We start from the raw sequence: 17,457 nt of genomic DNA on the forward strand, positions 1-17,457 counted from the left end.
TTAACTTCAAATATCTTGCCGAATTGCTCTTTTTTATAGAATATCTAAGCTTCCTTTTCCTTCTCTGACCACAATTGGTTCGTGTTCGGATAAATCAATAATAGTTGATGCTACGTTATCTCCATAACCACCATCGATAACCATATCTACTAAATTTTGCCATTTTTCAAAAATTAGCTCTGGATCAGTAGTGTATTCGATAACGTCATCTTCATCACGTATAGAGGTAGAAACAATTGGGTTTCCTAACTGACGTACAATTTCTAGAGCAATTGAATTGTCTGGTACACGGATTCCGACTGTTGTTTTCTTTTTGAATTCTTTTGGTAAGCTGTTGTTACCAGGTAAGATAAAAGTGTAAGGACCTGGTAGTGCTCTTTTTAGTATTTTAAATGTTGATGTATCTATTTGTCTTACATAATCAGAGATGTTGCTTAAATCGTGGCATATAAATGAAAAATTCGCTTTTTCAAGTTTAACGCCTTTTATTTTTGCAATACGTTCTAATGCACGTGAATTAGTAATATCACAACCTAGACCATAAACAGTATCTGTTGGATAAATAACTAAACCTCCATTTTTTAAAACCTTTACCACTTTTGCAATAGCAGCTTCACTTGGTTTATCGGTATATATTTTTATAAATTCTGCCATGTCTAATTTTTGTTTGAGGTTTAAAGTTGAATAAGATTTCTTACTAACTACTTTAAAGTTACTATTTTTTTATTTAATTAAGATGTTTAGATTGCCAAGAGAAATTTGATTTTTCTTATCTCAGCTACCCTATTACATCAAGCTTAGCAAATCGCAATAATAATTTTTTAATTCCTCCTACTTCAAATTTTATCTCTGCTTTTTTATCTGCTCCTACTCCTTCTAGATTAACAACCTCTCCTTTTCCAAATCGTTCGTGCATCACAGTATTACCAATTGTTAATTTGTTGTCAAATAAATTTGGTGCACTTGCATTTGGATTGCTTGCTACTGGTTTTAATTTACGAATATTTAAATCCGATTTTGGTTCGTTGTTAGAAACCGTTTTAGGTGGAGTTGATCCAATTGGTTTTGCTAATCGTAATTTTGATTTATCTACATCTCCAAAGATATCACTATCAATCATTGGTTTATAGCGATAATTACTTTCTGCAGGTGTTAGGTATTCTAAATATTGTGCATCAATCTCTTCAATAAATCGTGACGGCTCACTATCTGTTAATTTACCCCAACGGTAACGTGATTGTGCATATGTTAAATAAGCTTGATGTTCAGCGCGTGTTAGAGCTACGTAAAATAAACGACGTTCTTCTTCTAGTTCACTTCTTGTACTCATACTCATGGCACTAGGAAACAAATCTTCTTCCATTCCGACAACAAAAACATGTGGGAATTCCAATCCTTTTGCCAAGTGAATTGTCATTAATGCAACTCTATCTTCGTCATTTGTATCTTTGTCTAAGTCTGTTGCAAGTGCTACATCTTCCATAAACTCGGCTAATGCACCTCTTGCTCCATCAACTTCTCTCTGTCCTTCAGTAAAATCTTTTATACCGTTTAGTAATTCTTCTATGTTCTGAACTTTTGCCATTCCTTCTGGAGTAGCATCTTTTTTGAGCTCTTGTACTAATCCAGTTTTTTTGGCAACATGATCGGTGATATAAAAAGCATCTTGATTTTCATTGATTACCTGAAAACTATGAATCATGGTTACAAAATCATTAAGCTTGTTTTTGGTTCCAGAATTTAATTTCAAATCAATTTTATCGATGTTTTGCATCACCTCCCAAATTGAGCGCTTGTAATGATTTGCAGCAATTGTAAGTTTTTCGACAGTGGTATCGCCAATTCCTCTTGCAGGGTAGTTAATTACTCGTATAAGTGCCTCTTCGTCTTTTGGATTGATTACCAATCGTAGATAACATAAAACATCTTTGATTTCTTTTCTTTGATAGAAAGATAGTCCACCGTAAATTCGATATGGAATATCTCGTTTTCTCAAAGCGTCTTCCATTGCACGTGATTGCGCATTGGTACGGTATAAAATTGCAAATGATCCATTTGTAAGCTGATTTTGCATTTTTTGTTCAAAAATTGTACTAGCAACAAAACGGCCTTCTTCAGCATCTGTCATACTACGATGTACCTTGATTTTTGGACCAAAATCATTAGCAGTCCAAACAATTTTATCAAGTTTGGTCTTATTGTGTTCCATTATAGTATTTGCAGCTTCAACTATGTTACGGGTTGAACGATAATTTTGCTCCAAGCGAAACATTATTACGCCTTCATAATCTTTCTGGAAATTCAAAATATTATTAATATTCGCTCCACGGAAAGCATATATACTTTGCGCATCATCTCCTACAACACAAATATTTTGGAATCTATCTGCTAAAGCTTGTACAATTAAGTATTGTGAGTGATTTGTATCTTGGTACTCATCAACTAGGATGTATCTAAAACGATCTTGATATTTAGCTAAAACTTCTGGGAATCGTGTTAGTAATTCATTGGTTTTTAATAATAAATCATCAAAATCCATTGCCCCTGCTTTAAAACAGCGGTCTACATATTGTTGGTAGATTTCTCCCATTCTTGGCCTTTTGGCCATAGCATCTGCTTCTTGCAATTCAGGATTATTAAAATATGCTTTTACAGTAATCAAACTGTTTTTGTAATTAGAAATTCGGCCTAAAACCTGTTTAGGTTTATAAACATCTCTGTCTAATTGCATTTCTTTAATAATTGAAGAAATTAATCTAGCTGAATCTTGTGAATCATATATTGTAAAATTAGAAGGATATCCTAAATGATCTGCTTCTGAACGTAGTATTCGGGCAAAAACAGAGTGAAATGTTCCCATCCAAAGGTTTTTTGCCTCCGATGTTCCCACAATATCAGATATCCTATGTTTCATCTCACGAGCCGCTTTATTGGTAAAAGTAAGCGACAAAATATTGAATGCATCAATACCCTGAGCCATCAGATATGCAATTCTAATTGTTAAAACACGAGTTTTCCCTGAACCTGCCCCAGCAATAATAATCATTGGCCCGTCTTTTTTCAAAACAGGCTCTCTCTGTGCTTCATTGAGCTGGTCAATGTATTTTTGCATGAAATTTTTCTCCATAATTGATGCAAAAATAAGAATTAAAGATGTAATAAGCTACTAAGGTTATAAGTTCCTAAGATTTCGTTTGAAAAACGTAATGAGTATTTATGGTACTCAGTTATTAAGAAAGAAACTTAGTTTTTAAGTCACTTAGGTACTTAGAAACTTTACTTATAAAACACATCGTAAGCAAAGCGAATCAATGTTCCAATTACTACAATCAAGAAGAATATTCGAATAAAACCATTTCCTTTATTGATAGCTAATTTAGCACCCAGCCAGCCGCCTAAAGCATTGCTTGCTGCCATTGGCAAAGCTATTGACCAAATAATTTTTCCTTTTATAATGAATAAGCAAATTGATCCAAAATTTGTTGCCAAATTGACCATTTTGGCATTTGCAGAAGCATGTAAAAAATCAAATCCCATTAAAGCTATAAAAGCTACTACAAAAAAGCTCCCTGTCCCTGGGCCAATAAAACCATCATAAAACCCAACAATTACACTAATTAAAACAGCATAGGTTATTTGAGTTTTTGCAGAATGGTCTTTGGCTACTTGCTGTCCAAAATTCTTTTTTGCATAAGTATAAATCAATAATAGTGATAAGACTACTAGTAGCAACGGTTTCATAAAATCATTGCTCACATAAGTTAATAACGTAGAGCCTAAGAATGCCGATGGAACTGCTAAAAACATCATAATGAGTAATAGCTTCCATTGTATAGTTACTTTTTTTAAATATTGAAAAGCCGCAAAAGCAGTTCCGCTAAACGCAGGTAGTTTTAAAGTTCCGATAACTGTAGAAACAGGTAAATTTGGTAATAAGATCAATCCCATCGGAGTTTGGATTAATCCTCCACCTCCTACGATAGCATCTATAAATCCTGCTGCAAAAGCAGCTAAGCAAAGTAAAATTATAATATATTCTTCCAATTATTGTGTAGTGTTTAAGTCAAATTTGAAAGTTGACAAAATTAACCTTCTTAAATAAATATTACAATTAAAATGACGCTGAATTACATTCAAAAAGTATATTTTTGTTTTCTCAAATTTAAAAAATGGACTCAAACAAAATCATTGAAATTATTGCCTATACTTTACCTTCTGTTGTAACTGGAGGTGTTGCTTATTATTTTTTCAAATCATATCTTAGTGATAAACAGAATACTAGAAGATGGTTGCTGCAAAAAGATGCTCAAAAACAAGCTTTGCCTTTGCGTTTACAAGCATATGAGCGTATTACATTGTATTTAGAACGCATTAGCCTAACTAAATTATTAATACGTGTTGCTCCAATATCAAATGATAAAAACGAGTATGAAAATCTAGTTATTGCACAAATTGAGCAAGAATTCGAACATAATTTAACGCAACAAATATATATGTCTGACGAATGCTGGACTATTGTAACTACGGCAAAGAATGCTACAATACAAATGATTCGTAAAGCTAGTATGAGCGATCGCGTTGATAGTGCTGATAAACTACGAGAAGTTATCTTAAATGATCTATTTGATAAGCAATCACCTAGTAGTGCTGCTTTATCGTACATTAAAAATGAAGTGAGCGAAATGTGGTAATTACCTATTATCGCTCATTATTTCAGATTTGTTTTGTGCGTATTCATACCCTTCTTCCCACCATTTTTTCATTTCTTCTTTGTTGAAAATTAATGCATTGTTGGTTAGTTTTGTAGGTGTATAAAACAAGTTTAGTTTTACATTCTTATTTTTTGCAATTAGTTTTCCTATTGCAATATCATGTTTTTCAACTTGGTCTAATGCTATTCGGAATAAATCTATCATTAATGAAAATGGATTTTTACCAATAGCATTTTTAGTTATATTGACTTCTGTTTCAAGGATAACAACATCTATTTCGGTTGCTCCACGATGTATAGCCTCACGAATTGGAACTAAACTTGAGAATCCTCCGTCGCCATATTCAGAATTGTTTTTAGATACCAAACTCATAAACGGAATATAATTACTTGATATCCAAATCCAGTCGCAAAACTCATCATAACTACAATCTTTTATTGATTTGTACTCTGCTTCATTTCTTGATAAATTTGTAACGGTTACAACAACATCAGTTTTGAGTTTTTTTAACTGATTAAATTCGGATATAGAAAAGTGATCTTTGATGTATTTTTGCAATCCTTTGCTTTCTCCAAATGTCCTTTTTCCTTTAAAAAACTGACGGATTACATTAAAGTGGTTTATGGTAACAATATCAATTCCGTCTTTTTCTTTTACTACAAATGGGCTAATATTAAATATTTTACCCATGTTTACATTGGTGTAGATGCCATGGATTTTATGTATGTTCCCAAGGGCTAAATGCGGAATTAGTAAGCTTCCTGTTGATGTACCTAAAAACAAGTCGTATTGACATTTTTTTATCTCTAATAAATATTGTGCAACTCCTCCGGCAAAAGCTCCTTTGCTTCCTCCTCCTGAAATAACCAATGCTCTCATATATGTACTGTAGGTTTTTTTAAGATGAGAAAATAGATAAATGGATAAAGTAAATAGACTAAACTTTGCTATCTGTTTTTTTCCTTCTATTCACTTTACCTTATTTTCTTTTTTCTATAATCTATTCTCTATTTTACTCTTTTAACAAACGTTGTAACTGAAATTGTTCATTCGATGACAAATTAGGTAAAATTCCCTCAAACGAACTACGCATTTCACTATTTTTTAATAGTGTTCGAATACTTTCTCTAGCAAATTTAGAAAATTGCCACATATGATGGGTTGTAGCGTTAACAAGATTTGTTAATACTGCATCATTTGTTAATCGAAAATCAATTAATTTTTCTAATGCATTTTGGCGTGTTGTAGCTTCATACTTAGGGGAAGAATATTCAATTAGTTCGTTTATTAATAACTGTGGCTCTGTAGCGTAATTAGGTGTTGACAACGCTAACGAAAGCCATAATGTTCTTAGGTTGTAATCATTGAAGCCAATCCAATTTTTTGATTTATCTAAATATTCATTGCGATGTGAAGGGAAATTATTCCATAGATAAAACAATGCTATCTCTTGTGTTTGATACGATTTATCATCAAGTAATGCCTCGTATTGTACTCTAAAATCTTCGGGTATCTTGTACAAAGTTGCTGCTACTTCTTGTCGAACTTGTATGTTATTTGTATTTAAAGCTAGTGTAAGTAACTGTTTTTTCGATTCGTATTTTTCAGTCTTCAGTTGATTTACAATTGCTTTCTTAACTGTAAAATAGACATCTGATTGTAAAACTTTTGATAGGAATTCTTCTTTATCGGCTATTGTTTTTTTGTTGTATTTATCTACTTCTAAACGTGTTTGTGTTGCTTTATTTTTGTTTAGTAATTCATTTGCTTGTTGTGTATTAAAGGCTGTTGTTTCAAGCCATACTTTAGAATACTGTTTTAAATCATAATTGGACAGTTTTCTTATTTCATCAAAAAAATCTTCAGTATTTACCGTTTTGAAGGCATACTTTTTTAAGTAATTTTTAATTACTTTTTTAAAGATTTTATCACCTAATGCATCATGCAAAACAAATAATGCCCATGCTCCTTTTTCATAAAAAGTAAGCGAACTTGCTTTGCCATTTAAAACTGGTATTGTATCTGTTCTTGATGCAAATTTAAGTTGCTGTGCTGTTTCGTACAATTTAGAGTAAAAATAGTCTTCTCCGTAAATCTCTTTTTCTGCAAGTAAAGCATAATAGGTAGCAAAACCTTCTTGTAGCCAATGATGAGTACTGCTTTCAGCCGTGATTAAATTTCCAAACCAGTGGTGTGCTAATTCGTGGGCATTAACATTGGTATATTTTCTGTCTTCAAAACCTGTAGAATCAACAACGTATCGTGTAGAAAACAAAGTTGTAGTTGTATTTTCCATACCTGCATATAAAAAGTCACGTGCAGGAGCTTGCCTGTATATTTCCCAAGGATACTTTACTCCTATTTCTTTTTCTAGAAAATCAAATATTTCTTTAGAGTAGCGATAGGTAGGCTCAAAACGGGATATATCATTGTTTTCTATATAATATTCTAAAGGAATTCGTGATTTAGATTTGAGTTTTTTTTCTTCATATTTTCCAATGGCAAGTGCTAATAAATACGAACTCATAGGGTTTTGCATGCGGTATTGCCAAGTAAATGAATTTCCATCTTCGAGCTTGTTTTTCAAAATACCATTTGAGATTACAGTATAGTTTTTGTCGAAAGTAATATCTAAATTAAAAACTACTTTTTCATTTACATCATCAAAGCTTGGAAACCAGTTGCTGGTGTATCTTCCTTGCCCTTGTGTCCAGATTTCAATATCATCTTTACTCTCTGAATTAACAAAATACAAAGCTTGTTTTGGTTGTGCTGAATAATTAAAAGTAAGTGTGTTTTTTCCTTTTTGAAACGGAAAAATTAATTGTAATTGCTTGTTTGTGTTTATAGATATGATTTCATTACCGTTTATCTTTATATCTGTAAACGTCATATTTTGTGCGTCAATTTTGATTGTATCAATAGGTTGAAGCACCTCAAAATCATATTTAACATTTCCTGATAGAGCTTTATCTTTGGTATTAATACTTATCTCTCCAATAACTGTTTTAAAATTGACATATTGGGTTTGTTGTGCGAAGCTGAAAAGGGTAAAGAAAAAGAGAAGGTATTTCATTATTTATTTAATTTGAAACTAAGGTTTTCAAAGTTACAAAGGTTTAATGAACAAATCGAAGTAAATTTGTAAGTTTACTTTTTGAAAATATTTAAACAATTCCATTGAAAAAAATCGCCTTATTTAATTGGAGCAGCGGCAAGGATTCTGCTTTAGCATTATATAAAATACAACAAGCAAAAGAATTCGAAATCAGTTGTTTGCTTACAAGTGTAAACCAACAGTTTCAACGTATTTCTATGCATGGAGTTCGTGTAGATTTATTGGAACAGCAGGCAAAGAGTATTGGATTGCCTCTTGAAATCATGCAAATTCCTGAAATGCCAACGATGGAAGTGTATGAAGAAGTAATGTCTAAAACATTAACTAAGCTTAAAAGTCAAGGTGTTAAATATTCAATATTTGGGGATATTTTCCTTGAAGATTTACGCAAGTACCGTGAAGATAAATTAGTTGACATAGGATTTGAAGCGGTGTTTCCGTTATGGAAGACTCCAACAAAGGATTTGATTCAGGAATTTATTTCATTAGGTTTTAAAACAATTGTCGTTTGTGTTAATGAACGTTTTCTTGATAAGAGTTTTGTTGGGCGTGTAATTGATCAGGATTTTATAAATGATTTGCCAGATAATGTAGATGTGTGTGGAGAAAACGGTGAATTCCATACCTTTACTTACGATGGGCCGATTTTTTCTGAGCCCATTAAATTTGAAGTAGGTGAAATTGTACATCGTAAATATGAAAAACCTAAAACTGAATCTACGAATACTGCTTGTGATTCAAACGGAACAGACGCTTTTGATTATGGTTTTTGGTATTGCGATTTGATATAAGCCAAGATAAATTTTAATTTCAAATAAAAGTTATTCCAGTGATTGTAAAAGAAAAGCCTTTAGAAGTAGAAAAAATTTTATTTTTCTTAAATGAAATTGGAATTGAAGTTATTGAAAAAGAACTAGGTGACACTTTTTTACCTGGCTTGTCTTTAGGATTTAATTGTATTTATGTTGATTATGAAAAATTATTATATCCTGGAGATATTTTGCATGAAGCTGGACATTTAGCAGTAACCCCTGTTGTTGATAGAAAATTAATTGGAACTGATAAGATGTCAAGCGATTGGCCAACTGACGGAGAAGAAATAGGTGCAATTCTTTGGTCATTTGCAGCGTTAAAATATTTGGGATTACCATTAGAATTTGTGTTTCATCCTGATGGATATAAAAATGGTTCTGACTGGTTAGTTTCGAATTTTAATAATGAAGTTTATATTGGTCTGCCCTTTCTGGAATGGTTAGGACTTACTTTAGGGAAAGATCAAGCAGCAAAAGAAGGAAAAGAAGCATTTCCTGTAATGATAAAATGGTTAAGAGAATAAGTTATGGATAAATTAGTACGCTCTATAAAGTTTCCGATTGTTTTTGATGTAGAAAAATTACAAAATGATCTTGGGAAAATCATAAACAAAAACTGGATTGACCATTATAACACCAATGATTATTCTGGTAAATGGAATTCGATTGCATTGATGTCTCAAAATGGTAAATCGGATTCAATTCATGCTTTGCCTGTTACTAACGAAAAACTGGTTGCTACCGAAGTTTTAAATTCATGTGCTTATTTTAAAGAGATTCTTGATGGTTTTTTATTCGAGAAAACAGCAGTACGCTTATTGCAATTGGCTGTAAGTGCAGAAATTAAGCCTCATAGTGATCATTGTTTAGGATATGAAGATGGTTCTTTTAGGCTGCATATTCCGATAATTACCAATAGTGATGTCGAGTTTGTCCTTGATGGTACTCGCTTGATTATGAATGAAGGGGAATGCTGGTATATAGATGCTAACTTTATTCATTCTGTTGCCAATAGAGGAACACAAGATCGAATTCATCTAGTTATTGATGGGGTAAGAAACGAATGGACTGATGCTCTGTTTTATAAAGAAGCTTCTGAAGATCAATTTGTAAAACCTGCTCCTGTAATGAGTGAAGATCAAAAAAAGCTTATGATTGCTGAGTTACGTCTAATGAATACACCAATGGCAAACGAAATGATTAAAAATTTAGAACAATAAAATTTTAATTTAATTAAAGAAATATAAAAGTGTATAGAGCTGATTTTAAAAAATATGGAATGCTGATTTCTTTAATTATTGTAGCATTTTCATTTCAGAGTTGTTTGGTTAGCAGGTGTCAAAGACCTCAAATTATGGGATATATCTATGACGAAAGTACCAATACTCCTATTGCAAATTGTATAGTTGGAGAAAGTACTACTAATGAGTTAGGGTATTTTAATTTAAAAGAAATAAGGTATTCGGAGTTTACTTTTGTTGGGTATGAAGCTCCACCGCTATTTGTTAATGAAGCTATATATAAAGAAGGTTATGAAAAGAAAACTATAGAATTACATAATCCTTTTGGTGGTGGAATAAGAAAAGGTGCTCTTCATAATATGGATACTATTTATCTAAAAAAGACAGCAGTTTTGATTTCTAAATGATTTTAAGTCGAAACATCAACCCAAGTTACAAGTTGCCATTTCCCATCAATTTTTTCAAAATAATAATCTATAAAAATCCCATTATTAAGCCCGCGTTGTTGGATTACAGCTTTGTCTCCTTTTAAAATTAATTGCTGTTTATAATCTCTTTCCTTGGGGTTTTTGTCTAAGTTAATTGTTGTGTATTTCTCTTTAGGAATTACATAGTCAACTAGTTCTAGATCGTCATTGTTGATTTTGACTCTTAATGGAAAAGTAATTCTACTTAGTTGAAATACAGTATCATTGTTAAATAACCTAAAGAAATACTTGAAGTCTTCTTGATGCGTTTTATCCGTTACATTTTTTGGTTTTTCTTCTTCGATTGTAACAATTTTGTTTGGTGCATCGTTTGAAATAATTTTATCTTGGGGTGCAGTTTCTTTTTTGCAACTTACGAGAAGCAATAGTAAAAACACAAAAGATGATTTTAAAATTATTTTCATGCCCCTTCCCTTTCTTCGTAGATTTTTAATAATTGGGTTACAGTATTCCAGTTTCGTATAGTCGCTGTTACGTTTAATTTTTTCTCAATGTATTTTTGGTCAAATCTTGTTTTTCCAGCCCCAACGGCATATTTAATAAATATTCTATTGCCGTCAATGCTTGCTTCGTCTGGCTTAAATTGACTTATTTTTAAATCATTTATGCTTTCGCTTCGCAATGCTATCGAAATAAAAGCAACATATAGTTTTTTAATGTCGGCATCCTTTTCTTTTAAAAAGGGATTGTTTTTAAAACAAGCTTCTAAATCTTCTTTGCTAATAACCACAATTGGCACTTCATGTCCAAAAACTTTGAATATCTCTTGTTTGATTAAAAAACCAACTTTCGACGCATTGTCTTCATCAGTATCTACAAAAACATTTCCTGACTGAATGTAAGTTTGTACATTTTGAAAGCCTATACCTTCAAGTGTTGTTTTTAAAGCTTCCATTTTTATCATGTTATGTCCTGAAACATTGATACCACGAAGTAATGCGAGATGTGTTGTCATTTTTTTAATTTTGTTCAAAGATAAAGATTCAATTATAATAAAAACCTAGGGCTATTTAAAATAGTTACCAGTTACTAATAAGTTTCAATATTGAATTTCCACAAAAATTCGTTCAATTTTATTTGATATTTTTCTTTTGCTTCATTTATGATGCTTTCAGTTTCTTCCTTAGTTAGAATTGGATCGTAACCAAAATTTTCTTTAACCCAGTTTAGGTATTCTTCTCTATTTTCACTTTCCTGATAGTCTTCTTCGTATTTGTAATAATAAATATTCTCATGGTCAACAGAAATTTCGACATCGTAGGTAAGTAATTGAATTAGTTTTGAGGTGTTTTCTGCCACAATATGCACCCCTCCTTCATCACCAAAAACAACAATTGGACAATTATTTAAATCATCATCTATAAGCCAGTATGCATAAGAACTTCCTGTGCCATTTGCTTTTGCAAATTCAATAAATTGATTATAAAATTCTTCGTTTTCTGACCATGTTTTTAATCCAGTTTTATCTATTGAATGCATATAAAAAGACTCAGAATAGAATTGATTACCAAGGTGGTATTCAAATTCAAATAGCTTTATCAAATCATTAGGAATTTTGGACTCACCAAACTGTACTGAAAAATCGTTTAGAGCGTATTTGTTTTCGTCTTGCATGTTTTCATCATAATCTTCAGTTGGAGACTGATTTGTTAATACTTCGAAGGCATTTATTACGGCACATTTTATAGAATAATATTCAATACCTAGTGCAACTTCATTATCTAACCATTGGTATTTTGTGGTTCCGTCTTCATTAAGATATTCTAGTAAAAGTGTTATTTCCTGGGTGTCATTACATAATAATGCGCGCATTCTAATATTAAATCCATTTACAATCTCTGCCGATATCTGGCTGTATTGCATCTCATTATGAATAAAATGGACAAAAATATATTTTGTGCTTTCATATTCAAGGCACAAACTTCCATTTCTTTTTATTTCTTCTTTATCAGATAGTATTTCTATCATATTGATAAACTGATTGCGGAAATTGGTGTATAAATAGCGTTCTGATTTATTATGGTCAATGAGGGAAAGTCTTCGCTTGAAAACGTCTTCATAGTAATTATTTGTCAATAGTTCTGAATCATAATCGACAGAATGTTCAATATATAAATCGTTAACTATATCAGATAATTTATGGGTTGATGGAAAGTAATTTTCTACTATAATAATTGATCCGTCTACATCAGTAAGTTTGCTGCAAATTGATACATCAGGGCGATTTACATTAATTACGGCTTGTACTGCAGTGAAAGTTTCAAAATGCATACGCATATCATCACTGTAAACGAGCCATGCTGTAGTATCTCCTTTTACAAAAAGTTCTCCATGATTGTATTCACCTAAAAGGGAGTCACATTTTAAGCCACCACCTAAATAATGTACACTACCAAATAAAGTAATATTGATAGTAGTAGTTTTTCCTAATACAATTAGAGCAGGTGAATTATCTGTATCCCAAGCACTGATTGATATGTTGGCAGTTAAATTTCCTTTAAAAATGAAGCCTAAAATAAATACATCTCGTTCTTCATTTGTATCATACTTCATCTCAAGCATATCCATTTCTACGTCATTTTCTGCAAGTAAAAAAATGGATTTTTCTTCGTAGTCAGGAAAGCGCCAAGTATCTTCAAAAACATTATAAATTTTTTCACCTTCAAAATCAGTAAGGTTACCAATAATTTCATGTGCTTGATGTCGATTAATTACTTTGAATTCAACACCCTCAAAAAGCATAGTTTCGAAGGGGATTTTGTCTTCTTTCATTATGTTTATATAATTATTTATAAATTTATATTTGAGTTTTAGCGCGAGGCTATTCAAATATATTGAGTAAATTTTATATTAAATCACCTTAAACAAATGTATGATTTATCTTTTTTAAAGTGGTTGAACTTTAATTAAATAAGATAAATAGAATGGGTTTTGTTTATCAATATATCAGTAGCTTTTATAAATCCATTTGGAGTCATAAAAGCTACTGATACTGTTTTTATTTTGCTCGTTCTATTGTTTCAAAATCTAAATCCATTACAGCATTATGATTAAGTATTGCTCCCAAATATTTTGGAGTCATTTTACCGTTATGATCTTTATTGTACATGAAAAACTGCCCAAAATTACCTCCATTTGAGTCTGTAAATTTCTTTACTTTATATTCTTTAGAATCAAATGCATCAGCATTAGGAGAAAGCTTTTCCCATTCAGCTTTAGAAAAACTCATCGGAATCATTTCTTTACTACGAATAACATACATGGTATCTGCATCAATACGTACCAGTTTTACCAATGCACCTTGCAATTGACTATTTTCTTGAGACCATGTTGATTTATAGATATCTCCAGATTGCGGGTTAGTAATTAATGCAGCATACTCCTCCGACTTTTTTTCGATTGATTTGTTATTGATCTTACTGTAGCCTAATGCAATTAAAATAAGTATTGGTAATACAATGCAAAATGACCATGGATATAATAACTGCCACAAGGTTCTTTTATGATTGTTTTTAATATTATTAATCTCGGCTTCTATATTGGCGGAGTATTTTTTCTTTGCAAATACAGATGCATCAGGGTTTTTTAAAACTTCACCGCAATTGGTGCAAACAACTCCTGTTTTGCGCCCCATTCCAAAGAATGGAATAATCATTGAGATATAGCGTATGTACAATGTTAATTCAATACATCCATTTTTATTACATACTGGACAGATTTCTTCAGAAATAATTTTTGAAGTTAAAGGCTTTGTTACAATTTCGTAAACGTAAATCATTTTGTTAATTAATTTAGGGGGTTATTAAATAGCAAATAATTGCTCAATCTTAGTTATTTATATTCTTTGTTTTATCTATCATCTGAAAAATATTTCTCTTTAATTCAGTAAGATCACAATTCAAAAGCCTTGCATTTATCCACAATAAAGCATTATCATTTTCGTAAGAATAGGTTTCTACTTTTTTGCGGTGTTTTTTATTTTGAATTTTATTTATATAAATAGATGGTTGCGAAACAATTATATTTAAGGTGGTTTCGTATTGTTCCTTTGTTTCTACACATCTTGTTATGTCTTCCCAATTTACTATTCCAATCTGAGTGAAATACTTTCCGTAAAAAAGAATTCCTTTGTGATTCAGCGTAATTTGTATTTCATTATAATAGAACAAACGTCCTTCTCTTATTGTGTAAAAGAGCATTCCAATAATGACAAAAGGAGATAAAAAAAGCACTTCCGGATGAAAATTTTGACTATCGTAAAACTGCGTTGTATTATACCATAACATCCAAACCGCAATTAACAAGAGGGATAGAAATAAAGTGAAACGGATTATAATTGTTTTTTTATTTAGGTAAATGTGGTAAGGAAGCCTTTGCATGATTTTTATTTCAACAGTAATTTTCTATATATAACTCTTCATCTCAAATAGTGTTGAGAGAAGAATTTATTATTGAATTAATTAGCTCTTCCTCTAGAGTTTTTCAAAAATAAGTATTTTCTTTCGTATAAAAAACTTACTAAAAGAAACTTTTTTAAGAAATATATTCTTAAAACATTTGAGTTATTGAGTTGTCAATTTGTTTTATGAAATATATAAATGATTCTTTCTTACTATAAATGAATGTATTTAACTTTTTTCAAAACAATTACATTTTCTATTTTCCTAATTAAAATCTATCTTCGCTTTTTATAAATATTGAATCATTTTATTGATTTAGCGATTAACAAAACTTGATAATCTACTAATTCAGCTATCTAAATAACCCAATAATCTAGAATGTCTAATAATCTTCTTCAAACTCCTATCGAATATTTAAAAGGTGTTGGTCCTAATCGGGGCGAATTGCTTCGTAAGGAATTGGGGATTCATAAATATATAGATTTGGTAAACTTTTTTCCGAATCGATATATAGACCGAACACGATATTATAAGATTAATGAATTACAGAATACGGGCTCAGAGGTTCAGATTGTTGGTAAAATCATCAATATAAAAACGGTTGAGTTTGCCAAAAACAAAAAGCGATTAGTAGCTACTTTTGTTGATGACACGGGTCAAATAGATTTAAACTGGTTTCAGGGACACAAATGGATTCGTGAAAGTTTAAAGATCAATGAAGTTTGTGTTATTTTCGGAAAATGTAGTCAGTATGGCAGTCAGTTTAGCATGGCGCATCCTGAGATTGAATTAATGGCTGAGCACGAACAGAGTCTGCGTTCTGCTATGCAGCCTGTTTACCCATCGACAGAAACTTTGACTAACCGAGGTATTTCTAATCGTGTGATTAATAAACTCATGCAGCAGTTATTTCTAGAAACACAAGCCTTGTTTACAGAAACATTACCAGATTATTTAATAAACGAATTAAAACTGATTCCTAAAAGAGCAGCTTTATTCAATATACATTTCCCAAAGAGTAATGATGTTTTGGCGAAAGCTCAATATCGATTAAAATTTGAGGAATTATTTTATATTCAGTTGCAACTGATAACTAAAAACCTAATTAGTAAGCATAAAATCAAAGGGCATCCATTTGTAAAAGTGGGTGAATATTTTAATGTTTTTTATCAAAATCACTTGCCTTTTGAGCTTACAAATGCTCAAAAAAGGGTAATTAAGGAGATTCGTGTTGATATGGGGAGTAATGCCCAGATGAATCGATTGTTGCAAGGAGATGTAGGTTCTGGTAAAACAATTGTTGCTTTTATGAGCATGCTATTGGCGATTGACAATGGTTTTCAGGCTTGTTTGATGGCACCAACAGAAATCTTGGCTAATCAGCATTTTATTGGATTGTCTGAGCTAGCAGCGACATTAAATATCAATATAAAAATTTTAACTGGTTCTACTAAAATTGCTGCTAGAAGAGTAATTTACGAAGAATTAGAAAATGGCAGTTTACACATTTTAATAGGTACTCATGCGTTATTAGAAGACAAGGTTAAGTTTAAAAACTTAGGATTAGCTGTAATTGATGAGCAACATCGTTTTGGTGTGGAACAACGCTCGAAACTGTGGAAAAAGAATGAAATTCCACCTCATGTACTAGTTATGACCGCCACTCCTATTCCAAGGACTTTGGCAATGAGTTTGTATGGTGATCTGGATATTTCTGTGATTGATGAATTGCCTCCGGGGCGTAAGCCTATTCAAACCGTTCATCGTTATGATAGTAATCGCCTTAAAGTTTGGAAGTTTTTGCGTGATGAAATTGCTTTAGGTAGACAAATTTATATTGTATATCCGTTGATTCAAGAGTCTGAAAAAATGGACTTTAAAGATTTAATGGATGGGTACGAGAGTATTTCTCGTGATTTCCCACTACCAACTTATTCGATTTCTATTCTTCATGGAAAAATGAAGCCTGCAGATAAAGATTCTGAAATGAAACGTTTTTCTGAAGGGAAAACCAATATAATGGTTGCTACTACGGTTATTGAAGTTGGTGTAAACGTACCCAATGCGAGTGTAATGATTATAGAAAGTGCGGAACGTTTTGGTTTGTCACAATTGCATCAATTACGTGGGCGTGTTGGTCGTGGAGCTGAACAGAGTTATTGTATATTAATGACTTCGCATAAATTGAGTTCTGACAGTAAAACTCGAATGGAAACGATGGTTCAGACCAATGATGGTTTTGAAATTGCCGAAGTAGATTTAAAACTTCGTGGTCCTGGTGATTTAATGGGAACACAACAAAGCGGTGTATTAAATCTTCAAATAGCCGATATTGTTCGTGACCGTGATATTTTGGCCCTAGCCCGAAATTATGCTTTAATGATTCTTAAAGAGGATGCGCCCCTACAAAAAACAGAAAATGCTATTTTAAAAGCTGTTTTTATTGAGCTAACAAAGAAAAAGAATATCTGGAACTATATAAGTTAATAGGTTCTTGAGTTGCTAAGAATTTGAAGTTTGAAACAAGATTTGAAGGGATAATAGTCTTGTGAATTGTTTTTTATTTTCTCATATTTTTATTTAAATATAAAGCACTGACTTTGATTGAATTAAAAAAATAAAAGCGTTTTTTTCTATTTTTTTTACTTTTACCATTAAACCTTTGTTCATTAATTATGTCTATACT

The 17,457-nt window shown here is 31.6% G+C and carries 16 protein-coding genes; 6 read left to right on the forward strand and 10 right to left on the reverse strand.

The features are described from left to right. Positions 1–33 precede the first annotated feature (33 nt). The 3 genes from LNQ49_RS00520 to LNQ49_RS00530 all read right to left on the reverse strand — a co-directional run bounded on the left by LNQ49_RS00520 (position 34) and on the right by LNQ49_RS00530 (position 4,044). A complete protein-coding gene (locus LNQ49_RS00520) occupies positions 34–654 on the reverse strand; it encodes an L-threonylcarbamoyladenylate synthase (protein ID WP_229986843.1) in 621 nt (206 codons plus the stop codon). A 124-nt stretch (positions 655–778) separates the two neighbouring features. After that, a complete protein-coding gene (locus tag LNQ49_RS00525; RefSeq protein ID WP_229991303.1) occupies positions 779–3,112 on the reverse strand; it encodes an ATP-dependent helicase in 2,334 nt (777 codons plus the stop codon). Positions 3,113–3,276: 164 nt separating this feature from the next. Then, positions 3,277–4,044 carry a sulfite exporter TauE/SafE family protein gene (locus tag LNQ49_RS00530; protein ID WP_229986844.1) on the reverse strand — a complete coding sequence of 256 codons (768 nt, stop codon included), beginning with the start codon at positions 4,042–4,044 and terminating at the stop codon, positions 3,277–3,279. Between the two features lie 125 nt (positions 4,045–4,169). Between LNQ49_RS00530 and LNQ49_RS00535 the strand changes: the two genes are divergently transcribed. Then, positions 4,170–4,691: a DUF7935 family protein gene (locus tag LNQ49_RS00535; protein WP_229986845.1), complete on the forward strand. Its 522-nt coding sequence runs from the start codon at positions 4,170–4,172 to the stop codon at positions 4,689–4,691. On the opposite strand, the gene LNQ49_RS00540 is transcribed toward LNQ49_RS00535, so the two are convergent. Both LNQ49_RS00540 and LNQ49_RS00545 read right to left on the reverse strand, forming a co-directional pair. Continuing rightward, positions 4,692–5,591: a patatin-like phospholipase family protein gene (locus LNQ49_RS00540; RefSeq protein WP_129538490.1), complete on the reverse strand. Its 900-nt coding sequence runs from the start codon at positions 5,589–5,591 to the stop codon at positions 4,692–4,694. It abuts the gene before it with no gap. Between the two features lie 133 nt (positions 5,592–5,724). Further along, entirely contained in the window at positions 5,725–7,788 is a 2,064-nt protein-coding gene (locus LNQ49_RS00545) for a M1 family metallopeptidase (RefSeq protein WP_229986846.1), read from the reverse strand. Between the two features lie 104 nt (positions 7,789–7,892). On the opposite strand from LNQ49_RS00545, the gene LNQ49_RS00550 reads away from it, so the two are divergent. The 4 genes from LNQ49_RS00550 to LNQ49_RS00565 all read left to right on the forward strand — a co-directional run bounded on the left by LNQ49_RS00550 (position 7,893) and on the right by LNQ49_RS00565 (position 10,290). After that, complete coding sequence (locus LNQ49_RS00550; protein WP_229986847.1) at positions 7,893–8,621, forward strand: Dph6-related ATP pyrophosphatase; 729 nt, start codon at positions 7,893–7,895, stop codon at positions 8,619–8,621. Positions 8,622–8,659: 38 nt separating this feature from the next. Next, the gene (locus LNQ49_RS00555) at positions 8,660–9,166 is read left to right on the forward strand and encodes a hypothetical protein (RefSeq protein ID WP_229986848.1); all 507 of its coding nucleotides are present in this window, start codon (positions 8,660–8,662) and stop codon (positions 9,164–9,166) included. Between the two features lie 3 nt (positions 9,167–9,169). Continuing rightward, positions 9,170–9,862 carry an aspartyl/asparaginyl beta-hydroxylase domain-containing protein gene (locus tag LNQ49_RS00560; RefSeq protein WP_229986849.1) on the forward strand — a complete coding sequence of 231 codons (693 nt, stop codon included), beginning with the start codon at positions 9,170–9,172 and terminating at the stop codon, positions 9,860–9,862. 134 nt (positions 9,863–9,996) lie between these two features. After that, positions 9,997–10,290, forward strand: a complete 294-nt coding sequence (locus LNQ49_RS00565; RefSeq protein ID WP_229986850.1) for a carboxypeptidase-like regulatory domain-containing protein — start codon at positions 9,997–9,999, stop codon at positions 10,288–10,290. Positions 10,291–10,292: 2 nt separating this feature from the next. Here LNQ49_RS00565 and LNQ49_RS00570 read toward each other — a convergent pair whose 3' ends face one another. The 5 genes from LNQ49_RS00570 to LNQ49_RS00590 form a co-directional block, all read right to left on the reverse strand. After that, the gene (locus tag LNQ49_RS00570; RefSeq protein ID WP_229986851.1) at positions 10,293–10,775 is read right to left on the reverse strand and encodes a DUF4348 domain-containing protein; all 483 of its coding nucleotides are present in this window, start codon (positions 10,773–10,775) and stop codon (positions 10,293–10,295) included. Next, complete coding sequence (locus tag LNQ49_RS00575; RefSeq protein WP_229986852.1) at positions 10,772–11,326, reverse strand: DUF1697 domain-containing protein; 555 nt, start codon at positions 11,324–11,326, stop codon at positions 10,772–10,774. The genes LNQ49_RS00570 and LNQ49_RS00575 overlap by 4 nt, the downstream gene beginning before the upstream one ends. Positions 11,327–11,400: 74 nt before the next feature. After that, on the reverse strand, positions 11,401–13,143 hold the full coding sequence (locus LNQ49_RS00580) for a hypothetical protein (protein ID WP_229986853.1): 1,743 nt from the start codon (positions 13,141–13,143) through the stop codon (positions 11,401–11,403). Between the two features lie 226 nt (positions 13,144–13,369). Further along, a complete protein-coding gene (locus LNQ49_RS00585) occupies positions 13,370–14,149 on the reverse strand; it encodes a hypothetical protein (RefSeq protein WP_229986854.1) in 780 nt (259 codons plus the stop codon). A 49-nt stretch (positions 14,150–14,198) separates the two neighbouring features. Then, positions 14,199–14,750: an STM3941 family protein gene (locus LNQ49_RS00590; protein ID WP_305070213.1), complete on the reverse strand. Its 552-nt coding sequence runs from the start codon at positions 14,748–14,750 to the stop codon at positions 14,199–14,201. 399 nt (positions 14,751–15,149) lie between these two features. Here LNQ49_RS00590 and recG point away from each other — a divergent pair, with 399 nt between their 5' ends. After that, positions 15,150–17,258 carry an ATP-dependent DNA helicase RecG gene (gene recG, locus LNQ49_RS00595; RefSeq protein ID WP_229986856.1) on the forward strand — a complete coding sequence of 703 codons (2,109 nt, stop codon included), beginning with the start codon at positions 15,150–15,152 and terminating at the stop codon, positions 17,256–17,258. The last annotated feature ends 199 nt before the right edge of the window (positions 17,259–17,457 follow it).

This window comes from Flavobacterium pisciphilum (assembly GCF_020905345.1).
Taxonomy (GTDB): domain Bacteria; phylum Bacteroidota; class Bacteroidia; order Flavobacteriales; family Flavobacteriaceae; genus Flavobacterium; species Flavobacterium pisciphilum.